This is a genomic window from Flavobacterium commune (assembly GCF_001857965.1).
GTDB classification, from domain to species: Bacteria; Bacteroidota; Bacteroidia; order Flavobacteriales; family Flavobacteriaceae; genus Flavobacterium; species Flavobacterium commune.
The window spans coordinates 16,582-34,679 of sequence record NZ_CP017774.1; the positions used below are offsets into that span (position 1 = coordinate 16,582).

The 18,098-nt window shown below is 34.2% G+C and carries 12 protein-coding genes; 2 read left to right on the forward strand and 10 right to left on the reverse strand.

Going from position 1 to position 18,098, the window contains the following annotated elements; genetic code table 11:
• Positions 1-20: 20 nt before the first annotated feature.
• The 3 genes from BIW12_RS00070 to BIW12_RS00080 all read right to left on the reverse strand — a co-directional run bounded on the left by BIW12_RS00070 (position 21) and on the right by BIW12_RS00080 (position 6,050).
• Positions 21-1,442 (reverse strand): sulfatase family protein, encoded by a 1,422-nt coding sequence (locus BIW12_RS00070; protein ID WP_071183238.1) that lies wholly within the window; start codon positions 1,440-1,442, stop codon positions 21-23.
• A 7-nt stretch (positions 1,443-1,449) separates the two neighbouring features.
• Positions 1,450-4,518, reverse strand: coding sequence for a chondroitinase family polysaccharide lyase (locus BIW12_RS00075; protein WP_071183239.1), 3,069 nt, complete (start codon positions 4,516-4,518; stop codon positions 1,450-1,452).
• 137 nt (positions 4,519-4,655) lie between these two features.
• Entirely contained in the window at positions 4,656-6,050 is a 1,395-nt protein-coding gene (locus tag BIW12_RS00080) for an Ig-like domain-containing protein (protein ID WP_071183240.1), read from the reverse strand.
• Between the two features lie 96 nt (positions 6,051-6,146).
• Here BIW12_RS00080 and BIW12_RS00090 point away from each other — a divergent pair.
• Together BIW12_RS00090 and BIW12_RS00095 are read left to right on the forward strand one after the other, a co-directional pair.
• Positions 6,147-7,321 (forward strand): IS3 family transposase gene (locus BIW12_RS00090; protein ID WP_394332086.1). Its coding sequence is split into 2 segments (ribosomal slippage): positions 6,147-6,405 and positions 6,405-7,321, totalling 1,176 coding nucleotides; the frame shifts between segments, so codons are not numbered across the junction.
• Between the two features lie 432 nt (positions 7,322-7,753).
• Positions 7,754-7,951 carry a hypothetical protein gene (locus BIW12_RS00095; protein WP_071183243.1) on the forward strand — a complete coding sequence of 66 codons (198 nt, stop codon included), beginning with the start codon at positions 7,754-7,756 and terminating at the stop codon, positions 7,949-7,951.
• Between the two features lie 169 nt (positions 7,952-8,120).
• Here BIW12_RS00095 and BIW12_RS00100 read toward each other — a convergent pair whose 3' ends face one another.
• The 7 genes from BIW12_RS00100 to BIW12_RS00130 form a co-directional block, all read right to left on the reverse strand.
• Positions 8,121-8,636, reverse strand: coding sequence for a cupin domain-containing protein (locus BIW12_RS00100; protein ID WP_071183244.1), 516 nt, complete (start codon positions 8,634-8,636; stop codon positions 8,121-8,123).
• 23 nt (positions 8,637-8,659) lie between these two features.
• A complete protein-coding gene (locus BIW12_RS00105; protein WP_071183245.1) occupies positions 8,660-9,442 on the reverse strand; it encodes a gluconate 5-dehydrogenase in 783 nt (260 codons plus the stop codon).
• Positions 9,429-10,808, reverse strand: coding sequence for a sugar porter family MFS transporter (locus BIW12_RS00110; protein ID WP_071183246.1), 1,380 nt, complete (start codon positions 10,806-10,808; stop codon positions 9,429-9,431). Before BIW12_RS00110 ends, BIW12_RS00105 begins: the two co-directional genes overlap by 14 nt.
• Positions 10,809-10,840: 32 nt before the next feature.
• A complete protein-coding gene (locus tag BIW12_RS00115) occupies positions 10,841-12,082 on the reverse strand; it encodes a glycoside hydrolase family 88 protein (RefSeq protein WP_071183247.1) in 1,242 nt (413 codons plus the stop codon).
• 20 nt (positions 12,083-12,102) lie between these two features.
• Positions 12,103-14,034, reverse strand: coding sequence for a glycoside hydrolase family 127 protein (locus BIW12_RS00120; RefSeq protein WP_071183248.1), 1,932 nt, complete (start codon positions 14,032-14,034; stop codon positions 12,103-12,105).
• A gap of 493 nt (positions 14,035-14,527) precedes the next feature.
• On the reverse strand, positions 14,528-16,129 hold the full coding sequence (locus tag BIW12_RS00125) for an alpha/beta hydrolase family protein (RefSeq protein ID WP_071183249.1): 1,602 nt from the start codon (positions 16,127-16,129) through the stop codon (positions 14,528-14,530).
• An 11-nt stretch (positions 16,130-16,140) separates the two neighbouring features.
• Positions 16,141-18,090, reverse strand: a complete 1,950-nt coding sequence (locus BIW12_RS00130; RefSeq protein ID WP_071183250.1) for a glycoside hydrolase family 97 protein — start codon at positions 18,088-18,090, stop codon at positions 16,141-16,143.
• Between the last annotated feature and the right edge of the window lie 8 nt (positions 18,091-18,098).

An 18,098-nucleotide genomic window follows, 5' to 3' on the forward strand; every position in this document is an offset into this window, starting at 1 on the left:
AAATTTATTTAAAGTTATTATTAATATGGCTTGTCAAAAAGAGCACTAGAAGACAATTTACTGTTACTTGGTAAGATTACTTTTTTTAGAAAAGAGGCGTCACCTGTAGATTTACACCAATCTAATAAATACTCTCGGTATTGATCTAAAATTTTTGAATGGGATTTAGAATCAGTTAAATTATTCATTTCTAAAGGGTCATTTTCAAGATCAAATAACTGTTCTCTATTTTTACCCCAACTGTATAAAACATATTTAAAACGTTTCCCAACAACCGCTCTACCACTTGAACCAAAAGCATTCTTACCTTCAAATTTAGTCTCAACAACAATAAAATCTCTATCTAAAGTACTATTTGATATTTCAAAAACCGTTTTTAAACTTTTTCCGCTTAATTGTCTTGGTACTTCAACACCAGCATATTCACAAATGGTAGGATACAAGTCAAGTCCATTCGAAATCAAAGTAGTATTGACTTGATTGGTTTTAATTTTTCCTTTATAACTAGCGATAAAAGGCACTTTAACAGACTCTTCAATAAGTGCCGTTTTTTGATTCCATCTGTGTGAAGCATTACCATCACCGTGGTCACTTGTAAATAGTATTAAAGTATTTTCTCTAAGATTAAGTTTATAAATAGCATCTAGAATTTTTCCAATTTCCAAATCTACTTTTTCAATCAATTTATAATAAGTATATCTATATTGACGCCAGTCTTCTTCTGTATAATTAGCAGTTGGATAAACTTTTTTGTTAGCATCTTGTTCCATTTTAAGAACTTCTGGAAATGAGTTCCCTTGCTGATAATTTTTAGGTAACTGTGGTGTCTCATATAATGGTACACTCAAAATATTTCCATAAGGTAATGGCTCATTTCTTGCCCATTCGCATATATTATGAGGATTATCAAAAGACACCGTCAAAAAAAATGGCTTTTTTGATTCTTTTTTTGCTTTTAAATAATCAATACTTTTTTCAGCTAAACCAATGTCTCCCATAGGAGCTATCATATCAAAACCATTACCGGCAACCATACTTGATTCATGTGCGTGCCACTTTCCTCCGTATGCACAATCATAACCTGCAAGCTGTAGTGCTTTAGCAAGCATCAATTCTTTTTCAGATGATTTTATAATATTATCTCCAACTTCATTCGAATTTACGCCTAAATTATGAGGCATTTTACCTGTAAAAATGCTTGACCTTGACGGAGTACACAAAGGAAAAGTTACATACGTTTTTTCAAATCGCATACCACTTCTTGCTAACCTGTCTAAATTAGGAGTTTTTACATCTGCATTACCTGCAACACTCAATGCTTCTGCCTGATGTTGATCCGTCATTATTAATATAATGTTCGGTTTTTCTTTTTTTTGGGCATTAACTCCAATAAAAGCTCCAACAAACATTACAAAAAATAATATTTTAAATTTAGTAATCATAATAAATTTATTTGGTCAAATTAATTTTATTAGAAAATCCATGTCTACACTCTATAGTTATTAGTGTATTGTTACCCGCAATCACAATAGATTTGACTACTGAATTAGCTGCAAGTTTCCATTGCCCTTTTAAAGTAATACTCAATTCAACAGGCAAGCTATAGCCACTAATTGTCTTATCTTTTACTTCAGAAAAATTAAGATCTGGCTGAACCGCACTTATGGTAACATTTTCTCCTTTGTTTTTAATCATCAAAAGCGAAGGGACTGAAACACCTTTCAAAATAGAATTATCCAACTCTTTACTCGAATCAAATATTACGAAGCCTGTTGTTGAACTCTCATTATCTCTTACAATATGAGCCGTGTTATCAGCTCTCAAAATCTGATAGGATTTATCTTTTTCAATTTTATTTTCAAAAGAATTAATATCTTCCTTTTGAAGACCGGGATAAATAACATACTGATAAGAGGCGTCTTTAGGAGCTTTACCGTGTTCAATCCATGAAGAAGTAAAATTGCCTCTAGTAACGCTAATTCCTTTGTTTATTGAATTAATCTCTTTTGTTCTTATAGAATAACTATTAATATAAGATTCTTGAGTTTGTCTTCTAATTTCAATTGTATTGGGGGATAAAATATAGTATCCATTTTGATAAGCATCAATTAACCATTTTCGGGAATTACCAACTACTTCTATCTTCGATTGATAAGGAAACGTCGAAATGTCTTTCTTTTCAGATAAATAAATAGGCATCGAAGTACTACTCAGGAAATTTTGAAATAAGTTTGTTTGTATTGGATTTACAGTGTCAACGCTTGAAATTCCTGTTCCAATACAAATTAATTTATCTCCAAAAGAAAAAACAGATTTATTAGCCTTAAGTTTTCCTGGAAATCCTATATTTTTTTCTGGTCCATCTGCATTAGAACCTTTTGATTCATTTAATTTCATTCCAAAAACACCATTATTATCTAAAATTACTGCTCCTGCAAAAGTCTCCTCAGACCTAAACATTAACAATGGTGTATTAGGCTCTAATTCTTTAAACGGAAGATTTACAACTGTTGTTCCCGGATAACGATTCCAATCCCAACCTTCTTGCTTAAAACCACTCGCTTCATCTCCTCCAATATTATTTATCTGAATACTCCCATTTGCAGGATATCTTCCATATCTATTGGCATCAACATATATCTCTGAGGCCCAAACATATTTACTGTATCCTTTGATAAATGCGGCCCAATCATTTCTCCTATGAATAGCAGTTGCTGCATAAGTGAGTACATGATACCCCGGCAAAGTATCCTTTCCAACATTATCTATATCTGCAAATAAAGTAGTATTTAATTTATCGCTTTCGCCCCACAATCTTAAATAAGCAGCTGCCACTTCATTATCTATTTTGGAAGTACCTTCAGGATTTCCTGAACGAGCCATTAACAAAAATGAATTTTTCAAGGACTTAATAGAATAGTCTTTTAACGGATGGCGCCCTGCATTTCCAAAACCAAAATCCAACAATTGACTGTACAACCTTGTTGTCATTAATGCTTTCTTAAAGTTTTTGTGCCCGGCCTCGTTAATTCTAAATTGAGTTCCGGAAAGTGTAAAAATCACAGGAGGTATACTAGTAAAAGCTCCTAATCCATAAGCTGGATAATGCCCATTGTGATGCCATGAAGTACCATCTATCTTAAACACACCTATTTCGTTGTCCTGAGCCAGAGTTTTTGATATATAATTAGAATAAGCCTCTAATAATGCTGTTTGTTTTTCAACATTATCCGACATAAAAATTAGCATCAAATGATAAAAAGATTGAGTATTAAAATAATCAATATTAGCTTCAAATTCTTCTTCTGGTCCCAAAATCTTACCCAAATTAAAAATCCATTGTAGACTATTCCCCACCTCATTTAGTAAACCTGCATTCTTTAATGGTTCTTTCATCATATAAAAAGCATCTGTAAGCTCTCGAACATTATACCCTATATGATGTCTGGTACCTCCTGACGCTCCTTCCTGCCAACCTTGATCTAAAAAATATTGGGATGCAGTAATAAACATTTCTTCTATTTGAGCCTTATTTTCATCAGTGCTTTGAAGGTAATAACTAGCTATTTTCTTTAAAACTTTACCAAAATCTTGAATTTCTAAAAAATTTTTCTGATTTACATCTTCTCTATCAAAGTAAACCTGTTCAATTTTAAATGTCAAAGGAGCTCCTAAAACAGTCTCATTTTTCACCAGATTTAATTTAGCATATTCTTTTTTCGCTTTTAATAAATTATCACTCTTTTCAGTACTTTTATCAAAAGTATCATCAATACGTTGTTTAATAATCCGTATTTCTTCTTTTTGTAGATTTGAAACTGGTTTTACAAGCATTTCCTGAATGCGTTTCATATCTCGAATCAAAGGCATCCAATGATCTTTTCCTTCTTCTATATCTTTTTTAATAAAAGGTACCATCACATCTGGATAAGAGTGACGATCATCTTGATATTGAGAAAACACAATATCATCAAAAAACAATTTCCCTTTGCTCCTAATAGAACTACAACTTACTTTAAAAGTATCATAAGCTATAGCATCTCCTTTTTTGGGCGGATTACCATTCATCTCATAAAAAGGAACCCAAATAGTACGCCATCCAGTAAAATTTAATTTGATAGAAAACCAAACTTCTTCTTTACCTTCTTTTTCATAAGAAATTTTAATGATTTCATCCTGAGATTTTTCATTATACAAAGACATTACCAAAGTTGGGCTCGCAGGAAAATGATCTCCATATTTCAAAGGGCTATCCTTTTTACTCAATATTCCAAAATTAGAAGTTTTAAAAAAACTCACTCCTGACCATTCCCATTGTAATGATGATTTCCCAAATTGATGGTGTTTATTACTAATTGATAAACTACTCGACTTATTTTTTTTGAAATTGATTATCGAAGATTCACTCTCAAAGGATTCTTTAGCCGGATTACTTTCTTTTAGCTGCGCAAAAGACAAAACCCCTGTTATAAGAGTTATGGCTGTAATAAACTTTTTAGTCATTTTGATTCTTTTCATTTTTTTTACTATTAATTTCAATACTAAGCTGGTTCTATTTTTATTACCTAAACTAAAACTTAAAATCTATATGTTTAAAATTCCTAATCAAAATTTAAAACTTATTTTGATTAGGAATTTTCATGTTTTCTAATCACTTATTTTTTTATAATGGTGTACTGCGCTATTTGATTTCCATTTTGAATCACTACAAAATAAGTTCCAACAACCAGATCGCCAACATATAAATTTTGAGGTATAGTAGTAAATGCTATTTCCCTCATTTTATTTCCGTAAAAATTATACAAACTTATTTTTGCATTTACCGCTAATTCAGTTACACTAACATTTAGAAAATCCTGAACCGGATTTGGATAAACAACAACTGGTGTTGATCCATCTAAACCATTACCCGAACAAGTCCCCAAATGATCACCATGATCCAGATGTGATTGAACTGCTGATTTGGCTACACAAATGATTTTTCCGTTATGACAAATTTGTACTTTATCTGTATTATTACCACAGGATACATCCAAAGTATTAATAGTAATGGAAGCCGATGCATGGCCCCCCCCTGCATAAGTTATTGTTACGGTATAAGTTCCTGCTTCTGAAACTTCAATAGTAGCTGTTTTCGCTCCCGTATTCCAGCTATATGCCTCAGCCTGATTATCTAAAACCAAGGCTGTTAGTGTCAATGATGATGGGCCATAACCGATATAGAGTGTGTTTTTCAAATCTACACTTGGATCCATTGCATAAACATCTGGAATTAACAATTGTACAGGAGGACATGCTACATTTACATTAACTATTTCTGATGTACTAACCGCATTATCATTATCAGTAGCTTTAGCGGTTATCGAATAATTTCCTGCCAAAACATTATCCCATTCAAAACTATACGGTCCAGTTACAACTTCTCCTAACTTATTCGCTTCATTAAAAAATTCAACCTTTGTAATTGTTCCATCTGCATCTGATGCATCTGCAGTAAGAATAATTTTTGCAGGAGCATAAAAACTTTTATTTGACAAAGACGAATCTATTGTTACCAGTGGTGCGACAGGCTGCGGATCAATCACGGCATTAGTTCCTGAAGAAATACATCCATCGGCATTTTTAGCATATACCGTATAATTACCCGGTGACAGATTCTCAAAAAGACCTGTAGTATTATCAAATGTGATTTCATCCAAACTAAAACTCAAATTAACAATTGTACTGCTAACCTGAATACTTCCTGCTTCAGTATACGTTGGCTGTGTAATATCTAAAATGGGGGCTTCAGGCGTTCCGTTTAACAGTGCACATGGATTTTCTAAAGCCAATTTTATTTCTACCGGAAGTCCATCAGAAGTAGTAAATGCAATTGTTGTAGCTGTTTCAGTTGCCGAAACAATATTGGCATTAGGATTAGTTTCCAGTAAATTCCATTTATTATTTAATGTTAGTGTGATTACTTTAGGAGAAGAAGGTGAGGCACCTAAATCAGGATTACTTACTGACAAAACAATTTGAGAATAGTTTTGATTTAAAGACCGATACATAACCAAACAAGGAGTATCATTTGCGTTAACAAAACCATTTGGATGTACTAATTTAGCTTACAGTGTTAGTTAAGACTAAAATCTTAATTTTAACACATGAAACAAGAAAGAAAAATTTACGATGCAGCCTTTAAGGTTAAAGCTGTAGAATTAAGTAACGAAAGAAGCAATTTGTCAGAGTTAGCCAGAGAACTTGGAATAAAAGTTTCTTTACTTTATAAATGGCGCAAAGATTACCAAGAATATGGTGAAGGCAGTTTCCCTGGAAAAGGAAATTTAAAATTGACACCTGAACAGGAACGTATTCACGAATTGGAGAAAAAATTGAAAGATGCAGAAATGGAACGTGATATATTAAAAAAAGCAATCAGCATTTTCTCCAAGAGCGGTCGATGAAATACAGGTTCATTAAGAACCATGAAAGCCAGTTTACGATTGAGAAAATGTGTTTGATTTTAAAAATCAGTTCAAGTGGCTATTATAAATGGAAAAGCAGGGTTGTTTCAGAAAGACTACTAAAAAAGAATATGCTGAAAGAAAAAATAAAAGCTCTTTATTTTGAATTTAAGCAACGTTATGGTAGTCCAAGAATAACATCTGAGCTACATGCTTTAGGATATCGAATATCACGATTTACTGTCGCAAAATACATGAGACAACTTGGCTTACGGAGTAAAGTAAGTAAGAAATTTAAAGTTACAACCAATTCAAAACATAATTATCTAATTGTTGATAATGTGCTCAATAGAAACTTTATGGTAACTAAACCTTCAGAAGTATGGGTGTCCGATATTACCTATATTCAAACAAAAGAAGGTTTTTTGTATTTAACAACTGTAATTGATTTATATGACCGAAAATTAATTGGCTGGAGTTTGAGCAATACAATGAGCACGAATGACACATCACTAGCTGCTTGGCGAATGGCAATAAAAAACAGAGCTATCAAAAAAGGATTAATATTTCATTCCGATCAAGGTGTACAATATGCTACTAAGAGATTTGCTAATACTATTAAGTCTTATGGAGTAATCCGGAGTATGAGTAGAAAAGGGAATTGCTGGGATAATGCAGTGGCTGAAAGTTTCTTTAAATCTCTCAAAACAGAACTTATCTACGGAAATAAGTTACTATCAAAAGAACAAATGAAACTTGAAATATTTGAATATATTGAAATATGGTACAACAGAAAAAGAAGACATCGTGCTTTGAATTATAAAACAATAGAGGAGTTCAATTATCAAAACGATATTTACAAAAATGTAGCTTAACTTAAACTGTAATTTTTATTTGCATATCCACCGTAATCAACTAAAAATAATAAATTCCTTAATCCAATTTTCAAAATTTGTTTTCAACATTTTTTGTACTAGTTTGTCATAAAAAAGCATACCTTTGTCTTTGAATTAATTAAGAATTATAACTTAAATTTAAGCGGATTTAAACCAGCCTAGAACTTTCAATATTTATAAAAATAGCGAAAATCTTTATGGCACATCCGTGGCACAGCAATTAAAAAAATATTAGAAATGCAGTATAAAAGTGGGATGTAACTGTTTTGTTCGAATCCCTCTTTCTCCGCGGAATCAAACCCTAACAACTACAAATCAGTTGGTTAGGGTTTTTTATTTACAATATATCCTCACATTATCCCCACAATTTTCATGAAAAATAATTACTAATTTTACATTAAAACAGTAATTATGAAAACTCAAGTATCCGTAAAACATATAGTTATTGATTTCATTTACCTTAAAAATCAATTAAAAGACTTGTTTAAAGACAAGAAAGAATACCAACCTATCATTGATTTTCTTTACGATAAAGATTATTTAGACGATGAATTAGACTTTCCTTTTCCAAAACTAAAAGATATATATCTAACAAGCTACTGGACTTAAATCTACCCTATCGAAGGTGGTTTTTACGCAAGTCTTATTAATATTGGAAAAGCCGTACCAAAGCTCATTAAAAAACTTGTATTCTTTTTTATAAATTTAATAACTCACGATCTCTTATAATAATGATTAGACATTTATTTGATTTCAATTAAACTTATTTCACCATTTACTACCTCCCAAAATCATCCTGTAAACGAACGATATCCTCTTCATCGGAAGGATTTTCTCGATCGGTGTGCTGCCAGATTTCAGCAACAACTCCCCATGAATCCAAACCAATTAGACGATGGCGTTCTCCTTTATTCATTTGAATAAAATCTCCGGGGGTAAGCTGTTGAATTTCTCCTTCTTCATCTGTTGAACTTGTTTTTACACCCACAATACCGGCTACAATTTTCCAGATTTCAGCCCTGCGAAAATGATATTGCCATGACAATCGCTTATCTGGAGCAACAACTAATATTTTAGGGCTTAGCTTATTTGTTATCTTTATTTTATCCATTTCAAGATGAGGAAAAAATTTTGCGGCAAAAACAGCTGCCTGATTTTCATCAATTACGAAAAAACCGCCCCAGGGTCTTGTTGCATCTTGTTGAACAATAGTAAAATTCTGCTTCTTTAATTCTGCTGCAATCTGTTCGAAAATTACTTTTTTATCAATAGTATTAGATATATTCAAATTCATTTTTAATTTCTTTAAAACAACTATTATTCGTTAGAGGGTTTTCCAATAGTAGCCAAAATTCCTCCATCTACATAAATTACCTGACCGTTCACAAAATTGCTGGCTTCAGATGCTAAGAAAACTGCTGTTCCGGCTAAATCTTCCGGATTTCCCCAACGTCCTGCTGGTGTCCTGCTAATGATAAAATCGTTAAACGGATGACCATCCACGCGAATTGGCGCTGTTTGTGACGTAGCAAAATAGCCTGGTCCAATAGCATTTATCTGAATATTATGTTTTGCCCATTCAGTAGCTAAATTTCTGGTTAGCATTTTTAATCCTCCTTTGGCCGAAGCATAAGCACTCACATTATCACGACCTAATTCACTCATCATTGAACAGATATTGATTATCTTACCCGACTGACGCGCAATCATTCCTTTGGCAACCAATTTAGACATGATAAATGGTCCCACTAAATCTACGTCAATTACTTTACGGAAATCAGAAACCGGCATATCGATAGCTAAAACACGTAAAATAATTCCGGCATTGTTAACCAAAATATCAATTTTACCATGATTGGCTACCATGGCAGCCACTTGCTTTTCGGCTTCTACCTCATCAGTTACATCAAAAACATAGCCTGTAGCTGTAAAACCTGATTTTCTATAGTGCTCAATAGCCACATCCAAAGGTTCCTGAACATTATTGGTAATGATTAATTCTGCTCCGGCTTTGGCTAATCCTTCAGCCATTGCCATTCCTAATCCGTGAATTCCTCCTGTTATTAACGCTGTTTTACCTTCAAGGTTAAATAAATTCATTTTGTTCTACTTTAAAATTATTTTGATTACGATTTAATTCACTTTGTGTCGAAAGACTTTCTGATAATTCTTCCAGGGTTCTTCCTTTGGTTTCCGGCATTTTAAAGAAAACCCAAAGCAATTGCCAAACCATCATCAGACAAAAAATACTAAAAACGGTTGTTGCTCCAATTTCTTTAAACAAAAACGGAATAAAAGAAGGAATCAAGGCTGCCAAAACCCAATGAACGGATGTTCCAAAAGAAGTTCCTGCTGCTCTGAGTTTGTTAGGAAATAATTCGGAAATAAATACCCAAATTACTGACCCCTGACCTACAGCATGTGATGCTATGAATAAAAAGAAAAATAACGGTACAGCCATCCCTTTCCATTCAAAATAAAAAGCCATAGTTACTAATCCTAAAGAAATCACATATCCAACAGAACCTAAATACATCAGGGTCTTTCTTCCATATTTGTCAATCAATGAAATTCCAATCAGCGTAAAAATTAGGTTTACTACGCCAATCCCGATGCTACTGAAAAAAGAAGCCGATTTTTCAAGACCCGCCAATTCAAAAATACGCGGCGCATAGTATAAGAAAGCATTAATTCCTGAAAACTGATTGAATAAGGCAATAAAGAAAGCTAATAACAATGGCTTTCTATATTTTTTCATAAAAATAGACTCATCGAGTACTTCATGCTGTTTTTCATTTTCCATTGCTGCAATTTCTGATGCTACTTCTTCATCTGAATTGACTTGTTTTAAAATAGCAATCGCTTTTTCACGGTCTTTTTTATACTCAAAAATCCAACGCGGACTTTCCGGAATTCCGAAAACCAATAAAGTATATATTAAAGCCGGAGCAGATTGTACTCCTAACATCCATCGCCAGGAATTCTCGCCAATATCCTGTAATAAATAATTCGATAGAAAAGCTATCAAAATACCAAATACGATATTGAACTGATACAATGCAACTAATTTCCCTCTGTCTTTTGCCGGAGCAATCTCAGAAACATAAGTTGGTGCTGCAATAGTTGAAGCTCCAATTCCAAGTCCTCCTAAAAATCGGAAAATTGAAAAAACAACAGCATCATTTGCAAAAGCAGTTCCTACAGCCGAAAGAAAGAACAAAACACCTATTAATACTAATGTTTTCTTTCTTCCTAAAATATTGGTAGGAATAGCTCCAAAAACAGCTCCAATTACTGTTCCCCAAAGTGCCGAAGACATAACCACCAATCCATGGTACAAATCTGAAGATCCCCATAATTGCTGCAATTGTTTGTCGGCTCCCGAAATGACTACGGTATCAAAACCAAATAGAAATCCGGCCAATGCTACAACTATAGACCAGTATATTATTTTTTTGTTTTTCATTTTAATTTTTGTTTGGTTAATTTTTATTCTTTCTAATTGAATTTATAAGTCAATAATGGTTTCTCACCTGCTTTCAGTTTTTTATACCTTAACAAAGCTTCTACATAATAGTAATCGCCATAAATGATGGAAGCATCAATTTCTGAACCGGCAGGTTTGTGTCCTGTTGAATGTAGTAAAAGTGCGGTATTCGTATTTTTACTTTGATAATTATCCGAAAGCTCTTTTAACATTCCTTCGGCCTTATCCAAATATTCTTTGGCCAACACGCTATCCTGGGTATAAGTTGACAATTCCAAAAGAGCCGAAGCTACAACTGCAGCTGCCGAAGCATCTCTGGGCGCATTTGGTATCGCTGGATCATCAAAATCCCAATACGGAATCAAATCCTTTGGCAATCGGTCTAAATAAACACGGCTAACCTTATGCGCAAAATCTAAAAATTTAGGATCTTTTGTTTCTCTGTAAACCATCGTATAACCGTATATAGCCCAGGATTGACCGCGAGCCCACATACTGCTATCACTATAGCCCTGATGTGTTACCCCCTTTATTTTTTTGCCTGTTTCTTTATCATAAACTACTACATGGTACGAAGTATAATCAGGTCTGAAATGATTCTTCATCGTGACTGTAGCATGACTAACAGCCATATCATACAATGATTTACTACCTCCATTTTTAGATGCCCAAAACAATAGTTCCAGATTAATCATGTTGTCCATGATCGTATTATGTTGTGGCCATTCCATATTAGGGACTTCACGAGGCCAGGACAAGATTGTACCCACTTTTAGATTGAAAAGTGTAGCCAGAGTATCGGCTGTTTTTAAAATCACTTTTTTGTATTCCGGATTTTTTGTCAAACGATAACCATTCCCATAACTATTGAAAACCTGAAAACCTAAATCGTGATCTAATGCAGGAGTGACAGCAAGTGGTGCTAAATAATTGGTGAATTTATCTGCAGCGGTTTCCCATTTATGGTCCGCCGTAGATTCATATAAATACCAAAGTTGACCCGGCCAAAAACCACTTGTCCAATCCTTATAATCTACAAATTTCCATTGCTTACTTTCAAATGGAATACTCCTTGGAATCGAACCATCATTGGGTATTAATTTTAAGGCATTCGACGATTGTTTCACACAATAAGCTAATTGTGCATCCACATCCAATTTATCATCCAATTTAGTATTAGTAATAGTACTTCCACAGCCCACCAGCATTAAAGTTGCAACAATGGAACCTAAAATTTGTTGTTTAATATTCATAGTAAATTATATATAAATCCTTATTTATTTAAATTCCAATAAACGATGTACCTTTCACGGTGTATATCATAAATTGGTTTCAAAGTATTCGCTGTTCCTTTTATTTTAAACTTTAGAACATTATCATTCTCCTTAACAATGCTTTTTTCTAATTTTTTTCCATCCAGATTCAACTGATTAGAAACACTTCCAGGAACATGGTAATCATAGGTATAATAATCATTATATAGCTTTGGATTACTATAAGGTCCTGGTTCAAGCATGCCTTCTGTTCCCATTGCACCAGCCAACACTATAGGTCCATAGGTTACAGCCGCAACTTTGGGATTATCAGATGTTGGATTGACTTTGATTTGCATATCAAATGAAATTTCAATTGTATCTCCATTATCCCATTTACGGTCTAATACTATATAATTCCCTGGCTTAGCTTTAATGGTTTGCTTTTTTCCGTTTATTTTCACTTCAGCATTAGCTGCCCATGATGGATATCTAATACTAATTGGCATACTAACCGGATTAGCAGTACTAAGAGTGAGTTGGGTATTGCCTAAATTTGGAAAATTGGTTTGCTGTTTTACGACAATTCCTTTTTCCTTCCAGTTCAATTCTGACGGAATAAAAAGATTTACATACAAACCTTTGTTATCATGGTAATAGATAAATTCCCCATATTTTGCCTGATTTTCAAAACCACTTCCCACACAACACCAAAATGAATTTTCGGGCGTACTGTAAACTTTATGTGCACCGGGTTTCATAGGCAGGAAATAAGCAATCATTCCCGTTTTAGGATCCTGTTGCCCTAAGATGTGATTGTAAAGTGCTTTTTCATAATAATCCACATATTTTATTTGTGGGTTATAGCCATATAAATGGCGGGTAAGTTTTAACATATTATACACATTACAAGACTCTCCCGTATAACCGCTTAGATGTTCAGAAAGATGATCCGGTTCAAAAAATTTCTCCTTATCACTATTGCTACCCGTAATAAATGAGTGATGATTAACAACCGTATTCCAGAAGAATTCAGGAATCTCACGATTTTTGTCACCCCCTTCTAGTTCATAGTTACGGGAAAGCCCTATCAATTTAGGAATGTAAGTATTGGCGTGTTTTTTATTGAGATTGTCTACTTTACTCAAAAGCGGATCCAGTGCTTCTTCATGATAAAAAAATTCGGCAAGAAATTTATATTTATTGTCTCCCGTAATTTCATATAGAGTATAAAAAGAGTCATTCATTCCGCCAAACTCATTTTTAAGCATTCTTTTACGCTCTTCATCAGTCAAAGGCTTCAGCTTTTCATAAGCCCAATCAGCCATTCCTTTAACGATTTCCAATGCTGGTTTACTATCACAATAAAGATATTGATCCATTAAACCCGAAAAAAGTTTGTGCTGGGTGTACCATGGCGCCCAAACACTTTTTCCTGCAATAGCTCGATCTATTAAGTTTTGAGGAAACGCACTTAAATAACCTTTTTGATTCAACACTTTTTGTACCTCAACTAATCCTGTAACTAAGCTGTCACTCTTAATTTTATACTTGTTCTCTCCCGTAGCAGCATATAATAAAGCCAAACCGGAAAGGATATGCCCGGTACTATGCCCCCTAAGATCACAATCCAAAGATTCCCAACCGCCTAATTTATCAACCTTAAAATAACCTCCTTCCAAATCACTAAATACACCTGCATTGGTTTTAAAACTGTGTAACAATCGCTTGGCATCAATACTCAAAATCCATTTACTTTCGCGCAGCATATTATCCTTAAATGGGCTGTCCAGTAATTTTACATCTTGGAGGTTAAATCCCAAAACCTTTGCATTTTTGGTATCATCCAGTTTTAATTTCCCCTCGTGTTGTCCGGGATAGTGCGATTGCCCATTCATATTTATTGACAATCCAACAACAAGAACTAAACATTTAATTGTACCGTATTTCATATATTTTTTTAAATTATTTTAGTTCTAATTTTAAGCTCTAAATAGTAACATTTATTAATTTTTGATTCGAAATTTTCTCCCTCTAAAATTCATTCAGCCGAATGATTTTCTCCCTTGATTTATACGCTGTTTTATTAGCATCATAAAAACATTCAATGTTAGTCAGAATTAAAAACTTAATAGATAAATTATGATGCAAACACTATAAATTATAGTTCTTATGAGACAAAAAACTAAGGAATGCTACTCTTAACAGATTTTTTATCTTTTGGCTATCAAATACATGAGTAAAAACTATTATTTTCACTCCTATTTTATAGCTCCTTTTATTCTGAAAAACAGAATCGAAATTTTAAATAAAAAGTTCCATTTAAAATGAACTCATAACACCGTTAATTGACTTTTTAAAACAGAACGAATATTGTCCCTAAAAACAAAAAAAGCAGCTAATCTAACTAAGATTAACTGCTCCTTTAAATCATTTCGAATCGGGTTATTTTACAATAAAAAAACTTTGTTCGACTGACTGAGCTGACTGTAATGTTCCCGCTATTCCATATTGCCATGCCACGACAGTAACTTTAATTGGAAACTTTGCCTTCGGTGGAATTTTAGTAAAATGCAGTTTATTGTCTTCCACATAAGCAGGACCTTCTTTTACATAATAGCTTACTTTAGTTCCTGCACTCGATTGGGCATTCAATGCAATTGTTTCTACACCTACTTTTACATTAGCTATTGGAGAAAAATCAATCGTTTGTGGTTTTCCTTCTTTATTAACGATAGGAAATCGCAAATGCAGTTGTTGGACAGCGCTTTTATAAATGACATCGCCATTATTGTGAGCCAAAAGCCAAATATCATTACTGCGTTTTGTATTATTGAAACCCAGTTTATCAAATCTAATTTGAAAAGTGGTATCGTTTATTTTTTTCACCGGACCACAAATCCGGTCAATCAGAAGTTTAGTTTGGGCAAAATCACTAACTGGTTTTAATCTTAAACTATCCGAGGAAAAAGGCGTTACTACAAAACTTATTCCGTCACTTAATGGCTGAAAATCTAACTGAAAATTAGCATGACTTTTATCTGGTTTTACTATTTCTCCATTTTGTTTAAAACCAAAATGTTGTTTTTTCTTTCCACGGGCCTGAGCATAAAAAACTTCGGTTGCATTTGCTGTTTTTTCATCAAAAACCCAGGAAGCTGTATTTCTATCACCAACAAATTGGTTAAAAGGGGCAGGCTTGAATTTTGGAACCGAATCCTTTCTCCATTTATCCATTAACCAACCCGAATCCGGTTTTACTTTTTTAAGATTTGGATAATTTGCCAAAGGCATTTTAGCAGGAAGTCGCCTTTTAGCAGCTTCACGAATGTAATCTGCAACATATTTAACCATTCCATCCGAATAATCAAAATGACCATGTCCTGCATCGGCAAATAGGGTAATTACACTCTCAGGATGTTTTGCAATATAAGCATAAGCAGGCTGTATCCTTTTCTCCCACCATTCGTACTCTCCCATTACAAACAACGACGGAATTCCGTCAATATTTCGATTGCCCCAATCAGGATTGGGTTTACCACTTCCTGTCAAATTACTTTGGGGTGCATCTCCGTGTACAGAAACCAAGGCAAGGGTTCTATCCGGATTAAAAGCCGCAAAATTCCAAGGAAAACTCGCCATTGCCGAATGCCCAATAGGAACAACCGGTGCGTAAGCCAACTCCTGATAACCCGAAACCTCAGCCAATGATTTGAACATTGCATCAATGATCTTTTCTTCATTTTTGCTGGTATCATAAGTCCAACTAACTACAGGAGTTACCCAAACCTCAGCAAAACCAAGTTCAGTCATTACTTTTCTGAAATAGGAATTTTCTAGCATCCCTTCTTCTATCATGTTGTGTTGTCCAAACACTACCCCTTTAATTTGCTTACAATTTTCCGGCACCCACAAAAAAGCTTGCGGATTATCATTGGTTTCCGGAGAAATCGTATTATTCAACTTTACGCTCCATTGCCAAACCTGAGCATAACTGCTGAGACAAAAAAAACTACAACAAAGAAGTATATAATTTATCTTTTTCATCTTAAACTAAGCTACTTTTTAGAGACTTCAGAAATGATTAATGCTACACCACCACTGGCTTTTAAATCAAAAGTCAATGTTTCCCCTCCTTTTATTTTCTGTTCTGAAGCCACTACCTTAGTACGGGTTTGAATCGCATCATTATCTTGAAAAGACTTCACAATATATTTCTTCCCTTTTACAAGAAAAGCGGTTGGGATACTTACTTTTCGGGCTTGCTTATTGGTAATCGCTCCCACAAACCAATCGGCACCACTTCTACGTGCTACAGTTGCATATTCTCCCACTTCTCCATTAAGTACTTTTGTTTCATCCCAAACTGTTTTAACCTTATCAAAAAATTCGATTTCCGGTTCTCCCTGATAAGCTGACGGTTGGTCGTACCAATACAAAAACTGAATTGGACTATAATAAACCACCGACAAAGCCAATTGATGCGCATGCGTATTTTGAATACGATTATTATAATAAGCAATGGTATAATCGGCAGCTCCGGCCAAAAAACGCGTAAAAGGTAAAATAGCATTATGATCGGCATCAGGCATTTCTTCGTTGCCACGAATTCCTTCCTGCGTCATCAAATTAGGATAAGTACGGCTAAAACCAGTTGGGCGATACTCATCATGAATATCCACCATCAAATTATATTCTGCACATTTTTTAACCGCCTCATGCAACCAGGTCGACCAGCGTTGATTTCCTACCTGCACAAAACCAAATTTAATTCCTTTAATCTCCCATTTTTTATACAAAGGCAAAATGGAATCCAATTGTTGTATCAAAGCACGTTGGTTTACATACACCCAAAGCCCAATGCCTTTTGAAGCCGCATAAGCCGATAGTTCAGCTATATTGATATCTTTTGTTTCTGAAACCTTAGTAGCATCAGAACTCATTTTCATTTCAGGTCCATACCAGCCTGCATCAAGATGAATGTATTGCAAACCGCGTTCAGCAGCAAAATCAACACATTTTTTGGCATCTGCCTGCGTCAATTTGGCCACCCGAATTGCTTTTCCCGGCTTAATCCACGAAACATCCTTCATTTGATTTTCGGGATTCAAATTCAGAATAATATCTTTATTTAGGATTAAATCAGTTCCTTTATCAGCAGCCATAATCACACGCCAAGGCGTAAAATAAGCCGGAATCACATCTACACTACCGTAAAGCGTTGCCTGAAGTGTATTGGGTTTTACAGCATTGAGACTGAATTTCATACGGGCATAGTCGGTCATTTGTGCTTCAGCAATAGCTACTGTCAAACCATTGGTTAATTTCATTGTTAGTGGACGCTCACTTTGCCCTTTCCAATCTTTTAAAGGAAGTAATGAAATTGGTCCCTGTGCCCAAGGTTCATAATAAGCCAAAGTCCCTTCGGGCATGGTAAACTGCGTTTGTTCCCCTATAATATGAAGAAACAAACCATTCGTTGGTTCCGGAAAATGGTATCGAACAGCAACTCCTTCATTGTAAGCACAAACAATCACGTTCATAAAATAACTTTTATTCTTGTCGTAGCCATCTGTTGAAACTTGCTTTACAGTTTCTCCTTTTCGAAACGAGATGGTCATCTCATTGTAATTATTTCGAATAGTCGAATTTTCACCATAAACCGGCTTCCAGCTTTCATTAATAGTATTTCGTTTAGCATCGATAAAATTCAAATTCTCTCCCCAAACCTTACAGCTATCATTAGGGATTGCCAGAGCTGATTCGAAAGTCTGATTTTCTATCAAAACACCCAATTCTGATTCCAATACAACCGATTTTCCTTTGTAAGAAAGCGTATAGTACATTTGTTTATCATTAGAATTATCCTTTTTTTGATAAAAAGTAAACTCGTAAGCCCCATCCGGAGACTTCAATTTTTGAACAGTTTCCTCAAGAATAAATTGCGCCTGAGTAGCTAACGTACAAAGGAATAATCCCAGTAAGTGATAAAATTTGTTTGTCTTCATTTTTGTTT